Source organism: Streptomyces sp. NPDC007088 (genome assembly GCF_042869355.1).
Classification (GTDB): domain Bacteria; phylum Actinomycetota; class Actinomycetes; order Streptomycetales; family Streptomycetaceae; genus Streptomyces.
Window position 1 is genome coordinate 211,827 of sequence record NZ_JBIAFO010000003.1, and the last position, 20,150, is coordinate 231,976.

At 75.5% G+C, this 20,150-nt stretch carries 15 protein-coding genes; 7 read left to right on the forward strand and 8 right to left on the reverse strand.

What is annotated here, in order from left to right; translation table 11 throughout:
• Positions 1-261: 261 nt before the first annotated feature.
• Positions 262-1,293, reverse strand: coding sequence for a FecCD family ABC transporter permease (locus tag ACFYMP_RS06650; RefSeq protein WP_388851538.1), 1,032 nt, complete (start codon positions 1,291-1,293; stop codon positions 262-264).
• Between the two features lie 136 nt (positions 1,294-1,429).
• Here ACFYMP_RS06650 and ACFYMP_RS06655 point away from each other — a divergent pair, with 136 nt between their 5' ends.
• Positions 1,430-2,245: an HAD family hydrolase gene (locus tag ACFYMP_RS06655; RefSeq protein WP_388851541.1), complete on the forward strand. Its 816-nt coding sequence runs from the start codon at positions 1,430-1,432 to the stop codon at positions 2,243-2,245.
• A 67-nt stretch (positions 2,246-2,312) separates the two neighbouring features.
• Here ACFYMP_RS06655 and ACFYMP_RS06660 read toward each other — a convergent pair whose 3' ends face one another.
• A complete protein-coding gene (locus ACFYMP_RS06660) occupies positions 2,313-2,540 on the reverse strand; it encodes a hypothetical protein (protein WP_388852279.1) in 228 nt (75 codons plus the stop codon).
• Between the two features lie 217 nt (positions 2,541-2,757).
• On the opposite strand from ACFYMP_RS06660, the gene ACFYMP_RS06665 reads away from it, so the two are divergent.
• Complete coding sequence (locus ACFYMP_RS06665) at positions 2,758-3,141, forward strand: cold-shock protein (RefSeq protein WP_388851544.1); 384 nt, start codon at positions 2,758-2,760, stop codon at positions 3,139-3,141.
• A 163-nt stretch (positions 3,142-3,304) separates the two neighbouring features.
• On the opposite strand, the gene ACFYMP_RS06670 is transcribed toward ACFYMP_RS06665, so the two are convergent.
• The 4 genes from ACFYMP_RS06670 to ACFYMP_RS06685 form a co-directional block, all read right to left on the reverse strand.
• On the reverse strand, positions 3,305-4,243 hold the full coding sequence (locus ACFYMP_RS06670) for a 1,4-dihydroxy-6-naphthoate synthase (RefSeq protein WP_388851547.1): 939 nt from the start codon (positions 4,241-4,243) through the stop codon (positions 3,305-3,307).
• A gap of 121 nt (positions 4,244-4,364) precedes the next feature.
• Positions 4,365-5,135: a futalosine hydrolase gene (locus tag ACFYMP_RS06675; protein WP_388851551.1), complete on the reverse strand. Its 771-nt coding sequence runs from the start codon at positions 5,133-5,135 to the stop codon at positions 4,365-4,367.
• A gap of 8 nt (positions 5,136-5,143) precedes the next feature.
• A complete protein-coding gene (locus ACFYMP_RS06680; protein ID WP_388851554.1) occupies positions 5,144-5,623 on the reverse strand; it encodes a DUF2771 domain-containing protein in 480 nt (159 codons plus the stop codon).
• Positions 5,624-5,773: 150 nt separating this feature from the next.
• Positions 5,774-7,258 (reverse strand): MFS transporter, encoded by a 1,485-nt coding sequence (locus tag ACFYMP_RS06685; RefSeq protein WP_388851557.1) that lies wholly within the window; start codon positions 7,256-7,258, stop codon positions 5,774-5,776.
• A 476-nt stretch (positions 7,259-7,734) separates the two neighbouring features.
• Between ACFYMP_RS06685 and ACFYMP_RS06690 the strand changes: the two genes are divergently transcribed.
• From ACFYMP_RS06690 to ACFYMP_RS06710, 5 genes are all read left to right on the forward strand, one after another.
• Positions 7,735-8,646 carry a DUF3027 domain-containing protein gene (locus tag ACFYMP_RS06690; RefSeq protein WP_388851560.1) on the forward strand — a complete coding sequence of 304 codons (912 nt, stop codon included), beginning with the start codon at positions 7,735-7,737 and terminating at the stop codon, positions 8,644-8,646.
• Positions 8,647-9,179: 533 nt separating this feature from the next.
• The gene (locus ACFYMP_RS06695) at positions 9,180-12,329 is read left to right on the forward strand and encodes a sacsin N-terminal ATP-binding-like domain-containing protein (protein WP_388851563.1); all 3,150 of its coding nucleotides are present in this window, start codon (positions 9,180-9,182) and stop codon (positions 12,327-12,329) included.
• 58 nt (positions 12,330-12,387) lie between these two features.
• Positions 12,388-12,993 carry a hypothetical protein gene (locus ACFYMP_RS06700; RefSeq protein ID WP_388851566.1) on the forward strand — a complete coding sequence of 202 codons (606 nt, stop codon included), beginning with the start codon at positions 12,388-12,390 and terminating at the stop codon, positions 12,991-12,993.
• A 133-nt stretch (positions 12,994-13,126) separates the two neighbouring features.
• The gene (locus ACFYMP_RS06705; protein WP_388851569.1) at positions 13,127-13,765 is read left to right on the forward strand and encodes a class I SAM-dependent methyltransferase; all 639 of its coding nucleotides are present in this window, start codon (positions 13,127-13,129) and stop codon (positions 13,763-13,765) included.
• 346 nt (positions 13,766-14,111) lie between these two features.
• Positions 14,112-15,095: a hypothetical protein gene (locus ACFYMP_RS06710; RefSeq protein WP_388851572.1), complete on the forward strand. Its 984-nt coding sequence runs from the start codon at positions 14,112-14,114 to the stop codon at positions 15,093-15,095.
• A gap of 13 nt (positions 15,096-15,108) precedes the next feature.
• Here the strand turns inward: ACFYMP_RS06710 and ACFYMP_RS06715 are convergent, their stop codons facing one another.
• Both ACFYMP_RS06715 and ACFYMP_RS06720 read right to left on the reverse strand, forming a co-directional pair.
• The gene (locus tag ACFYMP_RS06715) at positions 15,109-17,568 is read right to left on the reverse strand and encodes an HAD-IC family P-type ATPase (protein ID WP_388851575.1); all 2,460 of its coding nucleotides are present in this window, start codon (positions 17,566-17,568) and stop codon (positions 15,109-15,111) included.
• Positions 17,569-17,675: 107 nt separating this feature from the next.
• Complete coding sequence (locus ACFYMP_RS06720; RefSeq protein ID WP_388851578.1) at positions 17,676-20,129, reverse strand: FUSC family protein; 2,454 nt, start codon at positions 20,127-20,129, stop codon at positions 17,676-17,678.
• Positions 20,130-20,150 lie beyond the last annotated feature (21 nt).

Genomic DNA, 20,150 nt, shown 5'->3' on the forward strand with positions numbered 1-20,150 from the left:
CCCCTCGCCCTCCCCCTCGCCCTCCGCCTCCGCCCAAGCGCACGACGGCGTACCCCGCGGGCCGGGACCGCGCCCGTGCCCCCGGCCGGGACGGAGAAGACAGGGACAGCGAACCCTCCCGCGCCCCCGGCACGCTCTTCCCGGCCCGCACGGCACCCTCGGTCCCGGTCGTCTCAGCCGCCTCCGCGCGCTCCGTCGACGCCCCCGCGACCTCCGAGGTCCGCACGTCCTTCGCCGGCCTCGTCGTCTCCGTACGGTCACTCATGCCGACACCGCCTTCCTGCGGACCAGCGTGACGAGGAACGGCACGCCGATGAGGGCCGTCATGACTCCGGCCGGTACTTCGCTCGGCGGGAAGACCACCCGGCCGACGACGTCGGAGACGAGCAGCATGACCGGGCCGATCAGGGCTGCCATCGGCAGGACCCAGCGGTGGTCGGAGCCGACGATCGCGCGGGCGATGTGCGGTACGGCGAGGCCGACGAAGGCGATCGGGCCGGCCGCCGCGACGCCCACCCCGGTGAGCACGGTCGCGCCGAGACCCGCGACGATCCGTACCGTCGCCACGCGCTGGCCGAGGCCCTTGGCGACGTCCTCGCCCAGCGCGAGCGCGTCCAGTCCCCGCGCCACCGACAGCACCAGGACCAGGCCGATCAGCAGGAACGGCCACACGTCGTTCACGATGCCGCTGTCGCGTCCCGAGATCGAGCCGACGTTCCAGAAGCGGAACTCCTCCAGGGCCGCCGCCTTCGTCGTGAGGACCCCGCTGGTCACCGAGACGAGCAGCGCGTTGATCGCGGCGCCGCCCAGCGCGAGTTTCACGGGCGTGGCCCCGCCCCGGCCGCTCGCCGCGATCGCGTACACCGCGACGGAGGCGAACGCGGCGCCCGCGAAGGCGAACCACACGTAGCCGCTCAGCGTGTGCACGCCGAAGAAGGCGATGGCGAGGACGACACCGACGGAGGAGCCCTGCGAGATGCCGAGGATGCCGGGGTCGGCGATCGGATTGCGGGTGATGCCCTGGAGCGCGGTGCCCGCGAGGGCGAGCGCGGCGCCGACCATGAGCCCGACGAGGGTCCGGGGCAGCCGCAGGTGGAGGACGATGTCGGCGGTGTCCGAGTCGCCGCCGTGCAGCAGGACGTGCAGGACGTCCGTGAAGGCGAGGGTGCGGGCGCCGACGGCGAGGCTCAGCAGGACGGCGACGCACAGCAGGAGCAGGGCGGTCACCGTCCAGCCGGTGCGCCGGGCGAGCAGCGTGCGCCGGCCGGGCGCGGCGGTGGTGGCGGTGGCCATGAATCCCGATCCAGGCTGTTGTGCGGTGGTTCATCCCGATGGGTACGGATAGGTCAGCGCCTGGCTGTTACGGTCAGCTTAGGCTTGGCTAAGTATAGGACCGGGGGGTTCGCGGCCGGCCTGCGAGACTGGACTCATGCCTGAGGACCTCCCCACCGCCGCGGCCAGCACGACCGCCACGGCCACCACGACCGCCGCCACCACCACCCCCGGCACCACGCGGCATCCCGCCCCCGCCGGGACGCCCTCCACCCCTGCCGGGACGCCCTCCGCCCCCGCCGGGACGCCCTCCGCGCCCACGGCGGCGTCCGGAGTGGGAGCCGCGGCCGCCGGGCCCGTGGTCGGTTTCGACCTCGACATGACGCTCATCGACTCGCGTCCCGGCATCGGCGCGGTCTACGCGGCGCTCGCGGCCGAGACGGGCGTGGACATCGACGTCGAGCTGGTGACGAGCCGGCTGGGCCCGCCGCTGGAGCAGGAGCTGGCGAACTGGTTCCCGGCCGGGCAGGTCGCCGGGATGAGTGAGCGCTACCGCGCGCTGTACCCCTCGTACGCGATCACCGGCTCGCTGTCGATGCCGGGGGCGCGCGAGGCGATGGACGCGGTCCGGGCGGCCGGCGGCAGGGTGCTCGTGGTGACGGCGAAGTACGAACCGAGCGCCGCCCTGCACCTGAAGCACCTGGGTATCGAACCCGACCTGCTGATCGGCGGGCTGTGGGCGGAGGCCAAGGGTGAGGCGCTGCGCGAGCACGGCGCCTCGGTCTACGTCGGCGACCACACCGGCGACGTACGGGGTGCCCGCACGGCCGGGGCCCTGTCGGTCGCCGTCGCCACCGGCCCCTGCGACCCGGCCGAACTCGGCGCGGCCGGGGCCGACGTCGTCCTGCGCGATCTGACCGAGTTCCCCGGCTGGCTCGCCCGGCACGTCGCGGCGGGCTCGGCGGCCGTCTGAGCTACCGGCCGGACCACCGGGTCGCCGCGCGACGGGGGAGAGCGGCGGCGGCCCGGCCGACGGGGCGTCAGCCCCCGGCGCCCCCGGTCGGCAGGCTCTCCCGCGCCCGCGCCGCCGACCTCCGCTGCGCGGCGACGCCGTACAGCAGGCCGACGGCGGCCGTCACGAAGCCCACGGCCATCAGCATGCACACGGCGTAGGCGACGGTGGGGAAGGGGTCGGTGCCCAGCAGCAGCGGGGCGATCGTGACCAGGGTGGCGAGGGCGCCGACGACGAAGAGGACGGTGCCGGTCATGACGAGCCGGTCGCCGGGGCCGCGCTCGTGGACGGTGGTTTTGTCACGCACCGCACCAGGGTAGTTCCAAGGCCCAGGTATGCGCCCGGTGCGTCTTGTCAGCGGCCCCCGGAGCACTAGCCTGGGTCACGGCGGGTCCCGATGGCCCGCTGCTGTGCTATCCGGAGCCGTTTTCACTGTGGAGAACGGCCGCAGAGTACGAGGACGAGGACTTCAGGTGCCTACCGGCAAGGTCAAGTGGTTCAACAGCGAGAAGGGCTTCGGTTTCCTCTCCCGCGACGACGGCGGCGACGTCTTCGTCCATTCGTCCGTGCTGCCCGACGGGGTCGAGACACTGAAGCCGGGCCAGCGCGTCGAGTTCGGCGTGGTCGCGGGGCAGCGGGGTGACCAGGCGCTCTCCGTCGTGGTGCTCGACCCGGCCCCTTCCGTGGCCGCCGCCCAGCGCCGCAAGCCCGACGAACTCGCCTCGATCGTCCAGGACCTGACGACTCTGCTGGAGGGCGTGGGACGCCAGCTGGAGCGCGGCCGCTACCCCGACCGCGCCAGCGGCGCGAAGGTCGCGGGACTGCTGCGCGCCGTCGCCGACCAGCTCGACGTGTGAGGCACGCGGTGTAGCACCGGACGCGTGAGCGGGAGGAGAGCCACCCGGACGAAGACGTCGGGTGGCTCTCTCGGCGTACGGGGCCGGGCCGGGCCGGTGCGCGCGGCGCGCGGGTGGTGCGCGCGTGCGGCGTACGCGGCGGCCCCGTTACGGGAAGGCCCCGTTACGGGAAGCGCAGCGCGTCCGGGCCAAGGGCCGGTACGAGCCCCTCGGTGGCGGCGCGCTCCAGCAGGCCCCGGATCGCGGCGTAGCCGTCCTCGCCGAGGTCCTCGGTGAACTCGTTGACGTACAGGCCGATGTGCTGGTCCGCGACGGCCGGGTCCATCTCCTGGGAGTGCGCGAGGACGTAGGGGCGGGAGACCTCCGGCTCGGCCCAGGCCATCCGGACCGAGGCGCGGATCGTGTCGGCGAGGGCGCTCAGGCGCTCGGCGCCCAGGTCCCGCTTGGCGACGATCGCGCCGAGCGGGATCGGCAGCCCGGTGGTGTTCTCCCAGTGCTCGCCCATGTCGGCGGCGCGGTGCAGACCGTAGTTCTGGAAGGTGAAGCGGGCCTCGTGGATGACGAGTCCCGCGTCGACCGCGCCGTCGCGCACGGCCGGCATGATCTCGTGGAAGGGCATGACGACGATCTCGCCGACCCCGCCGGGGATCGTGTCGGCGGCCCACAGCCGGAACAGCAGGTAAGCCGTCGAACGCTCGCTCGGGACGGCGACGCGGGCGCCGCTCAGGTCCCGGCCCGGTTCCTTCGTCAGGACCAGCGGGCCGCAGCCCCGGCCCAGGGCGCCGCCGCACGGCAGCAGCGCGTACTCGTCGAGGACGTAGGGCAGCACGGCGTACGAGACCTTCAGGACCTCGGGGGAGCTCTCGCCGCCGCGCTCCGCGATGCCGTTGGTGACGTCGATGTCGGCGAAGGTGACCTCGGGGGCCGCCGCCCCCGGGACCCGGCCGTGGGCCCACGCGTCGAAGACGAAGGTGTCGTTGGGGCAGGGCGAGTACGCGATCCGCAGGGCGGGCGTGCCGGGACCGTCCTGTCGGCGCGGCTCGCCGCTCGTGCCGGTCGCCTCGGTCGCCTCGGTCGTGCCGGTCGTCTCTGCCGTCGTCATGTGCTTCTCCTTCTCTGGTGCCCCAGCCATAGTGCGCCCGACGGCGACGGAGCGGCGGCCCGGGGTCGGCGGCGGAACCGGTCCGGCCCCCGCAGCGGCTCGCGGACGGCTCGCGGACCGCTCAGGCCGTGAGGACCGGGAGGAGCGCCGTGAAGGCCGTGCTCAGGCTGGTCAGGGCCTCGCCGACGCGCCAGGCAGCCCGGTCGCGCGGGCCCACCGTGTTGGAGACGGCGCGGATCTCCAGCGCCGGGACGCCGTGCGCGGCGGCGGCCTCGGCGACCCCGAAGCCCTCCATGCCCTCGCTCAGCGCCCGCGGGTGGCGGGAGCGCAGCGCCGCGGCGCCCGCCGCCGTACCGGTCACCGTCGACACGGTGAGGGCGGGGCCCACGAGCACGGTGAGCGGGGCGGCGGGTTCGGTCAGCGCGGGGGCCGGTTCGGCGCTCAGGGCCCGGACGAAGGACCGCACGAGCGCGGCCGGCGGCTCGTGCGTGTCGGTGCCGAAGCCGAGCGAGGTGACCGGGACGAAGCCCTCGGCGGTCTGCGCGCCGAGGTCGGCCCCGATGATCGCGTCGGAGACGACGATCGCGCCGAGCGGGGCACCGGGCGCGAAACCGCCGCCGATGCCCGCCGAGATCACCAGATCGTAGGGGCGCGCGGCGAGCGCGGCGGCGGTGAGCGCCGTCGCCGTGCCGGCCGCCGCCGCGGCGGGGCCCACCCCGGCGGCCACGACGTGCACGGCGGGCGCGGGGGCCGCAGGGCCCGCCAGGCCGGTCGCGGTACCGAGCGCGTGCAGGACGAGGCCGGGCAGCGGGTGCGTCGCGGGCGGGCCCGGGAACGCGCGCGCCACCGCGTCCCGTTCGGCGGGGACGGCGGTGGCGACGAGGACACGCATGGCCGGGGTCAGTCGTCCTTCTCGATCTTGAAGGACCACAGGCCGAACGCCTTCTGGCCGGAGCCCTCCAGGATGGAGATCGTGGAGCCCTTCGCGCCGCCCCCGTACTGCTGGTTGAAGAACACGCTGCCGGGGATCGTCCGGTACGTCTTCTTGCTGGACTCCGTGAGCGGCTGGCCGTTCATCAGGATCGTCCAGCCGTTGTCGGCGATCTTCGGGTCCACGCCGAAGCGGACGGTCGCGTCCGGGTCGACCTTGACGGTCTTGACGTCGTCGGTCTCCTTCAGGCACTTCTGCACGTCGGCGGCCTTCAGCGGGTCACCGTCCTGGTAGCAGGCGGCCTCCGAGTTCACCGACGTCGTGCCCACCGTCACGGTGGCCAGCGGAGTCGGCTTGTCGCAGGCGGACAGGGCGAGGAGTCCGGCGGACACGGCGCCGAGGGCGGCCACGGCGCGACGGCGGCTGGCCGGGAAACGCGGGGAGGTCATGGCCGAAGGCTATATGGCCCCGGCCCCACGCACCTCACGAGGGTACGGCGTGCCGTGGGGCCGCGCACGGGCTCCCGGTGGCGCCCCGTCAGGCCCCGCGCGGACACGGGACGCCGGGACCGGGCGGCACCGGCGGCGGCGGGGTCCGCGCTACGCGACCCGGGCCCGCTCCCGCTGCCTGTCCCGCCGACCGGACGTCAGCAGGCCCCGGATCGTGGACAGCCAGCCGGTCGCGACGAGGGCCGCGCCGACCGACAGGCCGAGGACGCCGTTGAGCGGCAGCGCGATCCCGATGGCGCCGCCCAGCACCCAGGCCATCTGGAGGAAGGTCTCCGAGCGGGCGAAGGCCGAACTGCGCACCTGCTCCGGCACGTCCCGCTGGATCAGCGCGTCGAGGGACAGCTTCGCGAGCGCCTGGGCGAAGCCCGCGCACGCGCCGAGCGCCGCGACCAGGAGCTGGCCGTACAGCGCGGCCGCCGTGATCGCGACCCCCAGGACCCCGCCGACCACGGTCACGATGATGACCTCGGGCGCCCGCGCCCGCAGCCACGCCCCGACCGCCGTGCCCAGCGCGTTGCCCGTGCCCGCCGCGACCCCGACCACGCCGAGTGAGACGGCGGCGCTCTGCCCGCCCAGCGGCTGGTCGCGCAGCAGGAACGCGAGGAAGAAGATGAGGAAACCGGACAGCCCGCGCAGCGAGGCGTTCGCCCCGAGCGCGAACATCACCGTCGGCCCGACCGAGCGCAGCCCCGGCCGGCGCCGCCGCGCCCGCCCCGCCCCGGCGTCCCCCGGGGCGCCGACGGGCCCGCCGGTGTCCCGCGCGCCCCCGGTGGCGGCGCCCGGTTCCCCGGCCCCGCCGGGGGCCTTCGAGAGCGGCACCGGATCGCCGGGCAGCAGCCGCGCCGTGCGCTCGCCCTTCGCGGAGTCCACGACGGGCGGCAGCCGGAAGGACAGGAACGCGCCCAGGACGAACAGCGCGCACGCCCCGTACAGCGGCCAGCGCGGACCGAGCATCTGGAGCCCCGCGCCGACCGGGGCCGCCGCGCCGGTCGCGAGCAGACCGCCGAGGGTGACCCGCGAGTTGGCCTTCACGAGGGAGAAGCGCGGCGGCAGCAGTCGCGGGACGACGGCGCTGCGCACCACCCCGTACGCCTTCGAGGCGACCAGCACCCCGAGCGCCGCCGGGTACAGCTCCAGGCTCCCGCCGGCCACGGCGTGCGACAGGACGAGGGCGAGCACCGCGCGCGCCAGCATCGAGGTGGCCATCGCCGCGCGCCGCCCGTGCGGCAACCGGTCCAGGAGCGGGCCGATGACCGGGGCGAGCAGGGTGAACGGCGCCATCGTGATCGCCAGGTACAGCGCGACCCGGCCGCGCGCCTCGTCGGTGGGTACCGCGAAGAACACGGTGGAGGCCAGCGACACGGTGATCATGACGTCGCCCGCGCCGTTGACGCCGTGCAGTTCGATGAGCTTGCCGAGCCCCGACTCGCCGGCCCCGTGCGCGTGCGTCACCCGGCGCACGAGCCGGCCGGTGGAGGTGAACGGCGCCGCCACCGCGCGGCGTACCGCGCGGGCACGCCCGCGCAGCGCGCCGCCGCGCTCCGGCGGCCCGGCGGACGACGAGGATGCGGTCACCCCGTCATAGTGCCCCGTCGGGCGTCCCGTAGCCCGTTCCCGGTACGTGCCGGTGTGCGGGAAGGGGACCGAGGGGGCCGAATGCCACCCCGGCCACCCCTTCGTGAAGCGGCCGACGAGGCGGGACGCGGGGCCCCGCCCGGGGCGCCCGGGGCGCTGGGGCCCGTGCTCGCGCGGGGCCATGTGGCGGCTCGCGGCGGCTCCCGTCGAGGGGCTTCGGGCGGCCCGGAGTGACGTCCGTGTGGGCGCCGGGGCGCGAAGAGGGTAGCGTGCCTAGCGCGCCCGCGGCGGTTGTACCTGGCCGCGCGCCCTTTTCGCGATCCCGCAGAATGGATGGCGTGGGCGCGCCCGGGAACCACCGGATCGGGCGCGGACGTCGACGCGGTCCCCCGGTCCGCTCCGTTCGCGCCTCATACCGTGCCTCGGCCCCTTGAGGGGGCGCACTCGTGAGACGGCGTAGGAGAGAAGCGATACCTGTGAGCGCAGCGACAACGCGAAGCCGCACCCCTGACCGACTGTGTGTCGAGGCGGTCGACCTGGCGCGCGCGGCGGCCGAGGAGACCGCGGCGCCCGGTGTCGTCGGCGAGCACGTGGGCGTCGTCGCCGACGGCGACCGCGTCGTGACCCACCTCTTCGCGTGCGAGGACATGGGCTACCGCGGCTGGCGCTGGGCGGTGACGGTGGCCCGCGCCTCCCGCGCGAAGGTCGTCACCCTTGACGAAACGGTGCTGCTCCCCGGCCCCGACTCGCTGCTGGCCCCCGAGTGGGTGCCGTGGAGCGAGCGGCTGCGTCCGGGCGACATGGGCCCCGGCGACCTGCTGCCCACGGACGCCGACGACCTGCGTCTGGAGCCCGGTTTCGCCGCCGACGAGGAGCCGCCGCCGGACTCGGCGGTCTCCGAGGACCTCGCGGAGCTGGCCGAGGCCGAGGACGCGGACCTGAGCGACGGCGCCCCCGCGGCGCTCCCCGTCGCGCCCCGTCGTGGTTCGGTGGCCGACGTCGCGGAGGAGCTGGGCCTGGGCCGGGCGCGCGTCCTGTCCCGCTACGGGCTGCACGTGGCCGCCGACCGCTGGGAGGAGTCGTACGGCCCGGGGACCCCGATGGCGCAGGCGGCGCCCGCCTCGTGCCAGTCCTGCGGTTTCCTGGTGCCGCTCACCGGGTCCTCGCTGCGGCAGGCGTTCGGCGTGTGCGCGAACGAGTACAGCCCGGCGGACGGGCACGTCGTCGCCCTGACCTTCGGCTGCGGCGGGCACTCCGAGGCGGCCGTCATGCCGAGGACCCCGCAGGCCCCGCCGCTCGTCCTCGACGAGACCCGCACCGACACGCTGCCGCTCGGCGCGAGCGGCGAGCGGCCGGACACCCGGCCCGAGGCGGACGGCGAGGGCTGACCGCCCCCCCCTGCTCCCGCCCCGCCCCGGCCCCACTCCGCCCCGGCGCCGCTACCGCCGTACGTCCCCCCACCGGCGTCCGGCCCGTCGCGGCGGCCGGCGCCTCCCGGACGGAGCCGAGGCCCGGTCCGGCGACGAGGGCGCCGCGCACACGGCCGCCGCGGTCTCCCCGGCCGCCGCGCACCGCACCGCGAGCCCGACGGGGACCGGCCCCGTCGCGCGCGCCGCCGGTCTCCCCGCGCCACCCCGTCCGTACCGGGCACCGCCCCCTCCCACCGCCCCGCCCCGGGGACGCCTCCCTCCGGCGTGCCCCGCGGCCCGTTCCGGGGGCACGCGGGCCCTCCCCGGAACGGGACCGAGAGCAGCGCCCCCCGGGCGGGCGCGCGGGCGAGGACGGGTGCGGCTGCCCGGTCACCGCGCTCCCGCCGCGAGGTACCTTCAAACGCCGGTCCGCGCCCACGGGTATGAGATCCGGCTGGGCGGCAACGCACAGAGGACGGCATCCGCTGTCCCCGGGACGAGGAGTGAGCACCGTGAGTGAAGACGTACGGCCGGCCGACGAGGGTGCCGACGTGTTCGGGACCGGACGGCAGCGGCGTGCGGTGCTCGACGCGTGGGCCGCCTCCGCCGCCCGGCTGCGCGAGGACGCCAACGCCGAGGAGGACCTCGCGCTCGGCGGCTACCGCGACCGGGTCGTCGTGGAACTCGCGCAGAACGCCGCCGACGCGGCGGCCCGCGCGGGGGTGCCCGGCCGGCTGCGGATCGCGCTGCGCGACTCGGCGGGCGACGATCCGCCGGTCCTCGCCGTCGCCAACTCCGGCGCCCCGCTGGACGCCGCCGGGGTCGCCTCGCTCTCCACGCTGCGCGCCTCCGCGAAACGTGAGGACGGCCAGGGCACCGTCGGCCGCTTCGGCGTCGGCTTCGCCGCCGTGCTCGCCGTCACCGACGAACCCGCCGTCGTCGGCCGCACCGGCGGGGTGCGCTGGTCGCTGAGCGAGTCCCGCGAGGCCGTGCGCGCCCTCGGCCTGCCCGCCCTGGACGAGGAGGTGCGGCGCCGCGACGGGCACGTACCGCTGCTGCGCCTGCCGTTCCCCGCCGAGGGCTCCGCGCCCGAGGGGTACGACACCGTCGTCATACTGCCGCTGCGCGACGCGGTCGCCGAGGACCTCGTGGAGCGCCTGCTCGCGGGGATCGACGACGCCCTCCTGCTGACCCTGCCGGGTCTGGAGGAGATCGTCGTGGAGACCCCGGACGGCACGCGCGTGCTGCGGCGCCGCACCGAGGAGCCGTACACCCTCGTCGAGGACGACGGGGAGGTACGGCGGTGGCGCACCGTCAGCCACGGCGGGCCGCTCGCCCCCGAGCTGCTGACCGGGCGCCCCGTGGAGGAGCGGCTGCGCCCGTTCTGGGCCGTCACCTGGGCGGTGCCCGTCGACGCCGACGGCGCCCCGCAGACCCCGCGCACCACCCCCGTCGTGCACGCCCCGACGCCCAGCGAGGAACCCCTCGGGGTGCCCGCGCTGCTCATCGCGACGCTCCCGCTCGACACCGCCCGCAGGCACGCCGCGCACGGGCCGCTCACCGACTTCCTGGTGGAGCGCGCGGCCGCCGCCTACGCCGAACTCCTGGCCGGCTGGCAGCCGCTCACCGAGGGCGTCCTCGACCTCGTGCCCGGTCCGCTGGGCCGCGCCGAACTCGACGGGAAGCTGCGCTCCGCGATCCTCGGCCGGCTGCCGCGCACCGCCTTCCTGCCGCCCGCCCTCCCGCACGAGGGCGAGGAGCCGGGGCAGTTCACGGCGCTGCGCCCCATCGAGGCCGAGGTGGTCGAGGGCGCGGGCGCCGAGACCGTCGCCGTCCTCGCCGAAGTACTGCCGAGCCTGCTGCCCGCCGGTCTGGAGCGCCGCCCCGCGCTGCGCACCCTCGACATCGCCCGGGTCCCGCTCACCGAGGCCGTCGACCGGCTCGCCGGGATCGAGCGGAGCCCCGAGTGGTGGCACGCGCTGTACGACAGCCTCGCCGGGGTCGACCCGGACCGGCTCACCGGACTGCCCGTGCCGCTCGCCTCGGGGCGTACCGCGATCGGCCCGCGCCAGATCCTGCTGCCCCTCGCGGACGGCGGCCCCGAGGCGGCCACCCTCGCGCGGCTCGGCCTCAAGGTCGCCCATCCGCGGGCCGCCCACCCGCTTCTGGAGAAGCTCGGCGCGCTGCCCGCGACGCCGCGCGCCGTCCTGACGACCCCGCAGGTGCGGGCCGCCGTCGCCGCCTCCCTGGACGAGGAGGCGTGGGACGGCGGGCTCGGCCTCGACGAGGGCCCCGGCTCCCCGCCCGGCCCCGAGGAGCTGGCCGAACTCGTCCTGACCCTGGTGCGCGACGCGCACCTCGACGCGGGCGACGAACCCTGGCTCGGCGCGCTCGCCCTCACCGACGAGGAGGGCGAACTCGCCCCCGCCTCCGAACTGGTCCTGCCCGGCGGGGAGTTCGCCTCCGTCATGCGGCCGGGGGCGCTCGCCGCCGTGGACGAGGAACTCGCCGTCCGCTGGGGCGAGCGGCCGCTGGCCGCGTGCGGGGTGCTGACCGGCTTCGCCCTGGTGCGCGCCCACGACGTCGTCCTCGACCCGGACGAACTCGAACCCCGTGAGGGCGATTTCGCGCAGCCCGACGACGCGGGGCTGCTCGACGCGGTCGACGTGTGGTGCGAGGACGTCCTCGACCAGCTCCCCGAGACCCCCGTGCCGCCCGTCGCGACCGAGCTGCTCGCCGTGCGCGACCTCGACCTCGTGGACGAGGACCGCTGGCCCGAGGCGCTCGCCCTGCTGTCCCGGCCGCCGCTGCGCGAGGCGCTGACCTCGCCGGTACGCGTCCTGCTCCCGGACGGCACGACGGAGTCGGTACGGCCGTACACCGCGTGGTGGCTGCGCGGCCATCCCGTCCTCGACGGCCGCCGCCCCGCCGGACTGCGCGCGGCGGGCGGCGACCCGCTGCTCGACGGCCTGTACGAGGACGTGGACGCGACCGGCTTCGAGGACGCGCAGGTCCTGCGGGCCCTCGGCGTACGCACCACCGCCGCCGCCCTCCTGGAGGAACCCGGGGGCGCCGCCGAACTCCTCGACCTGCTCGCCGACCCGGACCTCCCGGTGAGCGGCCCGCAGCTGCACGGCCTGTACGGGGAGCTGGCCCGGCTCGACCCGGAGCGGGTCACGCTGCCCGACGAACTGCGCGCCGTGGTCGACGGGACCGTCAAGGTGGTCGACGCGGCCGACGCCTTCGTCGTGGACGCCCCCGACCTGCTGCCCCTCGCGGACCGCCGCCCGCTGCTGCCGGTGCGCCCCGCGTACGCCGCCGACCTCGCCGAACTCCTCCAGGTGCGCCGCCTGAGCGAGGCCCTGCCGGACGCGTCGGTGCACGGCGAGGGCACCGTCCACGAGGTGCCGGAGGCGGTCCGCGCCCTGCTCGGCCCCGCGGCCCCGTCGACGTACACCGAGTACGAGGAACTGACCGTCGGCGGCCGGGAACTGGACTGGCGCCGCACCCCCGACGGCCGCGTGCACGCGGCGACCCTGGAGGGCGTCGCGGCCGGTCTCGCGTGGGCGGCCGGTCAGTGGCCGCGCCGCTTCGAGGTGGCCGCGCTCCTGGAGGACCCCTCCCGCACGGCGGAACTGGCCCGCGACCGCTGGTTCGACTGATCCCGCGCGGGGCAGGGAAAGCCCGCGTGACCCCGCACCCCGAGGAAAGGCGCGACGCGTGACCGAGCTGGCGGCCAGGAACGAGGCCGAGGCGTACCTGTACCTCGAACTGCGGGCGAGTGAGGGCGGGGGGCGGGCCGAGCCCTCCCGCTCGACGCGGTTCGAGCCGTACCCGGAGGGCGGCCCCGGGGCGACCCGGATGCGCTGCGCGCTGCCCGGCGAGGAGTACGTGTTCGTCCTGCCCGCCCCGCCCGCCGCGCAGGACCACCGGCCGGACGCCGTCGACTACGGGCCGGGCCGCTCCTCGCTGCTCGACCCGCTGGACTGGTTCACCGTGGAGGCGGGCTACGCGCAGGGGGGCGCGGCGGCGGTGCGCGCGCTCGCCGAGTCGGGCGAGACGCCCGGCGAACGGGAGAGCGCGGCGGTGGCGCGGATGCTGCGCGTCGCGGCCGGCGCCGCCGACCAGCTCGCCCGCTACCTGCCCGAGGGCAGCGCCGCCGGCGACGCGGTCGCGGCGGAGGACTTCCGCACCCAGGAGGGCCGTGACCTGCGCTCCGCCGATCCCTGGCCCTTCGAACGGGGCCGCGTCGACCAGGCCAGGGCCGACTACCGGGCGCTGCTCGCGGAGTTCCTCGACGGCGTGGGCGGCAAGCCGGCAGCCTGAGCGCGGTGGGCACGGCGGCCGGTCCCGCCGCCTGTTGCCGGACCGGCAAGTTTTCTTGGCGCTCCGGCCCGCTCCGCGCACCATGGGCGGCCACGGCCGCGTACGGGCGCCGTGTCAGGCGAGGAGGAACGGCATGTCGACGTCGCAGCCCGGGAGCGGGCAGGAGTTCTGGGACGGCCGCTACCGCGAGAGCACGCGGATCTGGAGCGGGGAGGCCAACGTCGCGCTGGTCCGGCTGGCGGGGGACCTGCCGCCCGGCCGGGCGCTGGACCTCGGCTGCGGGGAGGGCGCCGACGTGGTGTGGCTGGCCGGGCGGGGCTGGACGGTCACCGGGGTGGACATCTCCCCGGTCGCGCTCGGCCGGGCCGGGGAACACGCGCGGGAGGCGGGCGTCGCGGACCGCGTGCGCTTCGAGCGGCACGAACTCGGCCTGAGCTTCCCCGAGGGGGAGTACGACCTCGTCACCGCGAGCTTCCTGCACACCCCCGACGACTCGATGCCGCGCGAGCGCGTCCTGCGGCAGGCCGCCGCCGCGACCGCCCCGGGCGGCGTACTGCTCGTCATCGGGCACGCCGGTCACCCCGAGTGGCAGCCGGACCACGCGCACGCGGACATGCGCCTGCCGAGCCCGCGGGAGGTCCTGGAGTCCCTGGAGCTCCCCGAGGGCGCGTGGGAGGTGCTGGCCGCCGAGGAGCACGAGCGCAAGCAGCGGAAGCCGGACGGGACCGAAGGCGTGCGCACCGACAACGCGCTGATGATCAGGCGTCGTTGAGCGGAAGCGAAAGCGGAAGCAGAAGCGGAAGCGGCGGCCGAGGCGGAGTTCGGCGCGGAGACCGGCGCGCACGCGCACGCGGACGAGCGGGTGCGGGTGCGGGCGCGGGCGCGGGCGCTGGCCCGGGTGCCCCGGGGGCGCCTCCCGCTCCTGGGCATCCGGGCCCCGGTCACCCGGGGCTCCGGCCCGCACCCGTGGTGACCGGGTGAAGATTTTGCGACCTTCATGGAACCGCGGGGCGCGCACGGGCCTCTGATCAGCCGGGCCAGCAGGCTCCTCGATCACATGTGCCCCGCGCCCCCCTCAGGGGTGAGGCGGCGGGCACCTTCCTCCACATGGGGAACACATGCGCATTCGTGCCACCGTGGCAGCAGTGACCGTCTCCGGCGCCCTCGCGCTGGGGGCCCTCGCCGTTCCCGCCGCGCAGGCGGATGACAGCGCGTCCGGCCACACCGCCGGCGCGCGGATACACCAGGAGGCGGTCCAGCGGATCGCCGACGCCCAGAAGAAGGCCGCCGCGCACTCCGCGCCGAAGGCCATGAGCCGCGCGGCCACCGTCAGCGACGAGCCCGACCCGTCGCTCCCGCTCGACGTGTCCTTCTCGAAGGTCTCGGTCAACAAGGGCAAGCCCGTCGTCGTCGGCTCGACGAAGGACGTGCACCCCGCCGTCACCTTCACGCTGAACCACAACGCGAAGGTCGACGTCTTCGCGAAGGACTTCTTCCTCGACCTCTCGCTGTGGCGCGGGCCCTCGTGGGAGAACTCCACCAACGACCTCTTCCTGGCCACCGACGTGACCTGCAAGAAGTCGACCTCGACGGCCGCGACCTGCTCCGCGAAGCTGGACACCTCGCCGTACGCGCTGTTCAACAGCGACGCGGGCGCCAACTGGAAGGTGGAGGGGTTCGCGATCGCCTTCAACGGCCAGGACACGAGCGGCAACAAGACCGACTGGAGCAAGGTCGGCATCTACGACAACGAGAACGTCGCCACCACCAAGGCGACGCTCCAGCGCGCCGTGCGGCTCACCACCAACGCCGCGCCCGAGCCCGTGAAGAAGGGCGCGACGCTCACCGTCACCGGCGCCCTGACCCGCGCCAACTGGGAGGCCGGCAACTACGGCGCCTTCACCGGCCAGTCGGTCAGGCTCCAGTACCTGAAGAAGGGCGCCAAGACCTGGAGCACCCTCAAGACCGTCAAGTCGGACGGCAAGGGCAAGCTGAAGACCACCGTCAAGTCCACCGCGGACGGCTACTACCGGTACGCCTTCGCCGGTACGGCCGCCAGCCAGGCCCTCAGCTCCACCTCGGACTACGTCGACGTGAAGTGACCCGGCGGCCCGCCTAGGCGGGGAAGCGGCGGCCGGCCCAGCGCCACAGCAGCTCCAGCAGGAGCGAGGCGGCCGCCGCGATCCCCACCCCGGTCCACGGCATCGTGGCCCCCACGAGCCGCAGCGCGAAGAAGTCCTGGAGCCAGGGCACCGTCAGCACCAGCAGGAAGCCCAGGCCCATCGCCGCGACCAGCAGCACCCGCCACCACGTGTACGGGCGCGCGACGATCGCGAGGACCCACATGGAGATGAGGAACAGCGTCAGCGTCGCGACGCTCGTCTCCGCGGCCAGCGCCCCTGTACCCGCGTAGTACGCGCGCGCCACGAGGTACGCCACGAAGGTCGCCGCGCCCGCGATCACCCCGCAGGGAATCGCGTACCGCATGACCCGGCGCACGAAGTGCGGCCGCGCGCGCTCCTTGTTCGGGGCGAGCGCGAGGAAGAAGGCCGGGACCCCGATGGTGAGCGTGGACAGCAGCGTCAGATGGCGCGGCAGGAACGGGTACTCGACCTGCGAGCACACCACGAGGATCGCGAGCAGCACCGAGTAGACCGTCTTGACCAGGAACAGCGTCGCGACGCGCGTGATGTTCCCGATGACCCGGCGGCCCTCCGCGACGACCGAGGGCAGCGTCGAGAAGCTGTTGTTGAGCAGCACGATCTGCGCCACCGCCCGCGTCGCCTCCGCGCCCGAGCCCATCGACACGCCGATGTCCGCGTCCTTGAGGGCGAGCACGTCGTTGACGCCGTCCCCGGTCATCGCGACGTTGTGCCCGTGCGACTGGAGCGCGGCGACCATGTTCCGCTTCTGCTGCGGGGTGACCCGCCCGAACACGGTGTGCTCCTCGATGGCGCGGGCCAGCGCCTCCGGCTCCTCGGGCAGTTCGCGGGCGTCCACCGTGCGGTCCGCGCCCGGCAGGCCGAGCTTGGCCGCGACCGCGCCGACCGAGACCGCGTTGTCCCCGGAGATGACCTTCGCGGCCACGTTCTGGTCCTCGAAGTAGCGCAGGGTCGCGGCCGCGTCGGGCCGCAGCCGCTGCTCGACGACGACCAGCGCGGCCGGCTCCGCGCCCGCGCCGATCCCCGGGTCGTCCAGCGCCACGCCCCGCGGGGCCCGCGCCAGCAGCAGGACCCGCAGGCCCTGCCGGTTCAGCTCCTCCGTGTCGGCGAGCGCCGGGTCGGACCGGCCGAGCAGGACGTCGGGGGCGCCGAGCAGCCAGCCGCCGTGGTCCGTGAAGGCCGCGCCCGAGTACTTGCGCGCCGAGGAGAAGGGCAGCGCGGCCTCAAGGGTCCAGCCGGAGGTGTCCGGGTAGGCGTCGACGACGGCCTGGAGACTCGCGTTGGGACGCGGGTCGGAGGCCCCGAGCGCGCCGAGGACCCGGCCCAGCTCCGCCGTGTCGTACCCGCCCAGCGGCCGCACCTCGGTGACGTCCATCCCGCCCTCGGTGAGCGTCCCCGTCTTGTCGAGGCACACCGTGTCGACCCGGGCCAGCCCCTCGATGGCGGGCAGTTCCTGCACGAGGCACTGCTGCCGGCCCAGCCGGATCACCCCGATCGCGAAGGCCACCGAGGTCAGCAGGACCAGCCCCTCGGGCACCATCGGCACGATGCCGCCGACCGTGCGGGCCACCGCGCCCTTGAAGTCGTTGTTCTCTCCGATGAGCTGGCTGAGCACCAGCCCGATCGCGGTGGGCACCATCATCCAGGTGACGTACTTCAGGATCGTCGAGATGCCGCTGCGCAGCTCGGAGGCGACCAGCGTGAACCGGGACGCCTCCTCGGCCAGCCGCGCCGCGTACGCCTCCCGGCCCACCTTCGTGGCGGTGAACGCGCCGCCGCCCGCCACCACGAAGGAACCCGACATGACGGCCTCGCCCGGCCGCTTGAGCACCGGGTCCGCCTCACCGGTCAGCAGCGACTCGTCGATCTCCAGGCCGTCCGCCTCGGTGACCGTGCCGTCCACCGGGATCTTGTCGCCGGGGCCGATCTCCACGAGGTCGCCGAGGACCAGCTCCGAGGCCGAGACCTCCGCCGCGCGTCCGTCGCGCCGTACCGTCGGCTTCGCCTCGCTGACGACCGCGAGCGAGTCCAGCGTCTTCTTCGCGCGCCACTCCTGGAAGATGCCGATGCCGGTGTTCGCGAGGATCACGTAGCCGAACAGGCTGTCCTGGAAGGGCGCCACGGCCAGCATGACGATCCACAGGAGGCCGATGATCGCGTTGAACCGGGTGAGGACGTTGGCCCGGACGATCTCGGTGAGCGAGCGTGAACTGCGCACCGGCACGTCGTTGACCTCGCCGCGCGCGACCCGCTCGGCGACCTCGGCGCCGCTCAGCCCGGAGGGGCGGCCCGAGGCGGACCCCGCCTCGACGGAGCCCGCCCGCCGGTCCGGCTTCCCGGGGCCCCTCGCGTCGTCCGCGTCTCCCACGTCTTCCGTGTGGTCCCCGGTGTCGGCGTCTGCCCGGTGTGTCATGAGTACGACCGTATGACGAGCGGCGGCGGGACACCCGTCGGCCGGGGGCGAAAACCTGCGCACCGTGCAAGGTTCCCCCTCAGGGAGGAGTCGCGGGGGGACCCGCGTCATCCCTGCGCAGTACCGCTGCTGACCGGCGGTTCCGGCAGGTGACCCTGTGTGCCCGGCGCCGCCGCGGGGGCGGCGGGCAGCGGGGCGGCCGGTACGCCGTTCGGTGTCCGCGGCCCGCCCCGCGCCACGGTCAGCGAGGCCGTCACGGACGCCGTGGGCGCCGTGACGGGGGCCGGCGGAACCGGGGAGCCGGACCGCTCCGTCCGCACCGGCGCGGCGGGCCCGCCCCGCCGCAGGGGAGGCGCGGTGGCCAGTTCGCCCAGCAGCGCCGTGAGCCGTACGGCGGGCAGCAGCGCCGCGCTCCGCCCGAGGACACCCGCGCCGTCCGCCTCCGCCAGGGCGGCCCGCGCCTGGCCGAGCCGGAGCGTGACCTCCGCGGTGGGCACGAGGGAGCGGCCGGGGTGCGCCGCGAGGTCACGGCAGGCCGCCGCGAGCGCCCGGCAGGCCGCGGCGGCCGCCGTGGCCGCCGCCTCGTCTCCGAGGACCCCGCGCGCCCCGTCCGGCGTGCGTGCCTCGCGGACCAGCGCCGCGAGGACCCGCCCCCGCCGGGCCGCCGCCGCGTACAGCGTGAGCCGGTGCCGTACGAGACGGGGGTCGTTGCCCCAGACCAGGGGCCGGGTCAGCGGGGCCGCGACGAGGGCCATCGCCCGCAGCCGGTTGTCCACGGCGCGCGAGAGGGCGTCCGGATCGGGGCGGCCGCTGTCGTCACCGCCGCGCGCGAGGGCCGGCGTGAGCCGGTGCGCGACCTCGTCGAGCAGGTCGGCGAGGGCCGAGAACAGGTGACCGCGCGCGTCGTTCACCGTGTCCCGCGTGCTCGTCGGCAGGAACAGCAGGGACACCAGGATGCCGACGAGGGCGCCCGCCGCCGTCTCCTCCAGTCGCAGCACGAGCAGGGCGGGGGAGAACTCGTGGAGCACCGTGTACATCTGCGACACCATGATGGTGACGAAGAAGATCATGAAGGCGTAGGAGACCTTCACGAGGTAGAAACCGCAGCTCATGCTGAGCACGATCACGGTGAGCGCGGTCACCGTGTGCCCGGCGGTGAGGTGGGCCAGCCCGATCCCCGCGACCAGCCCGAGCAGCGTCCCGGTGACGCGGTGCGTCGCCTTGATGAAGGTCTCCGAGCGGGTCGCGGTCCCGGTGAAGGCGATGAACGCGGCGATCACCGCCCAGTAGTACCGCTGCTCCGAGATCTCCTTGCCGACCACGATCGCGATACCGCCCGCGAGCGCCGCCTGGAACGCCTGCCGGGTGCTCAGCGTGAGGCGCCGTACCGGGTTCCAGCGCCGGCCGCGCGCGTCGACCTCCTTGGCGACGGAGGCCGAGCCGGGCAGGGCGCCGAGCACCAGCCCCACGGCGGGTTCGAACTCGGGCCCCGTGTCACCGACCCGGGGCGGCTGCTGCGCGCGCCGCGCCAGCTCCACGTACTCGGCGGCGGCGGCCGCGAGCTGCCGTGCCGCCGGGAGCGCCGCGCCGGGCGTCGCGTCCGGGACGGCGTCCAGCAGTGCGCGCGCGGCCCGCGCCGCCCGCTCGTACTGGTGGCGGGCCAGCAGGTCCGCCACGCGGTGCGCGGAGCGCCGCACGGCGTCCGGGCCGGCGCCCTCGCCCTCGGGGCCGGCCAGCGCGTCCGCGGCCTGGGCCAGCGACTCGATCGCGAGCTGGGACTCCAGCAGCCGGCGCCGCAGCGCGGTCGCCGACCAGCCCTCGGGCAGCGCGCCGGACCGCGCCGACCACCCCTCCACGATCAGCGCCGCCTCGACGAGCCGCAGCTGCCGTACGTGCAGCCGGTGCCGCAGCCGGGCGCGGCGGGGCTCCCCGGCGGCGAGCAGGTCGGCGGCGGCCCGCGCCACCGACCTGGCCCGCGCCCCGAAGGAGCGCCGCACATGGCGCAGCGTCGTACCGGAACGGGTGTGCAGCACGGTCGTGGAGATCAGCAGGACCCAGGCCGTGGACAGCGTGACGGCGAGCAGCAGGGAGGGCAGCCGGCTCATCGGCGGGTGCAGGAAGGAGGCGAAGAAGTACCCCATCCAGCCCATGAAGCCGTAGAAGAAGAAGGGCAGCCCGAAGCGGCGCACGAAGACGGCCGCGAACATGACGAGGACGAAGCCCACGAGCATGAGGTCCGGCCGGTCGCTCACCGCCATCCCGGCGGCCAGGCCCAGCCCGATCGCGACCGGGAAGAACACGGCCGTACGGATCTTGGGCAGCACCTCGGGACCGTCCAGCGCGTTCGAGCCCAGCATGGCCACGACGGTCCCGATGATCATCGACACCATGGTCGACTGCGCGTCCGCGTGGGTCAGCCGCGCGAAGAGGTACTCCAGCGCGAGCGCGCCGGCCATCGCGAGCCCGGCCGAGGCGGCCGTCCTGAACCTGCCGAGTCCGGGGTCGGAGGCGACGAAGAGGTCGCGTATCCCCGCTGCCCTGCCCTGCGTGAGCCCTGCCATCTGATCCTTTCGGGAGCCGGT

What these genes read in the sequence shown, in the direction of transcription:
- ACFYMP_RS06680 (WP_388851554.1), bottom strand. Translation starts at nt 5,623, where the DNA reads ATGACCTCCCCGCGTTTCCCGGCCAGCCGCCGTCGCGCCGTGGCCGCC.
- ACFYMP_RS06660 (WP_388852279.1), bottom strand. Translation starts at nt 2,540, where the DNA reads ATGACCGGCACCGTCCTCTTCGTCGTCGGCGCCCTCGCCACCCTGGTC.
- ACFYMP_RS06720 (WP_388851578.1), bottom strand. Translation starts at nt 20,129, where the DNA reads ATGGCAGGGCTCACGCAGGGCAGGGCAGCGGGGATACGCGACCTCTTC.
- ACFYMP_RS06705 (WP_388851569.1), top strand. Translation starts at nt 13,127, where the DNA reads ATGTCGACGTCGCAGCCCGGGAGCGGGCAGGAGTTCTGGGACGGCCGC.
- ACFYMP_RS06715 (WP_388851575.1), bottom strand. Translation starts at nt 17,568, where the DNA reads ATGACACACCGGGCAGACGCCGACACCGGGGACCACACGGAAGACGTG.
- ACFYMP_RS06710 (WP_388851572.1), top strand. Translation starts at nt 14,112, where the DNA reads ATGCGCATTCGTGCCACCGTGGCAGCAGTGACCGTCTCCGGCGCCCTC.
- ACFYMP_RS06675 (WP_388851551.1), bottom strand. Translation starts at nt 5,135, where the DNA reads ATGCGTGTCCTCGTCGCCACCGCCGTCCCCGCCGAACGGGACGCGGTG.
- ACFYMP_RS06650 (WP_388851538.1), bottom strand. Translation starts at nt 1,293, where the DNA reads ATGGCCACCGCCACCACCGCCGCGCCCGGCCGGCGCACGCTGCTCGCC.
- ACFYMP_RS06655 (WP_388851541.1), top strand. Translation starts at nt 1,430, where the DNA reads ATGCCTGAGGACCTCCCCACCGCCGCGGCCAGCACGACCGCCACGGCC.
- ACFYMP_RS06670 (WP_388851547.1), bottom strand. Translation starts at nt 4,243, where the DNA reads ATGACGACGGCAGAGACGACCGGCACGACCGAGGCGACCGAGGCGACC.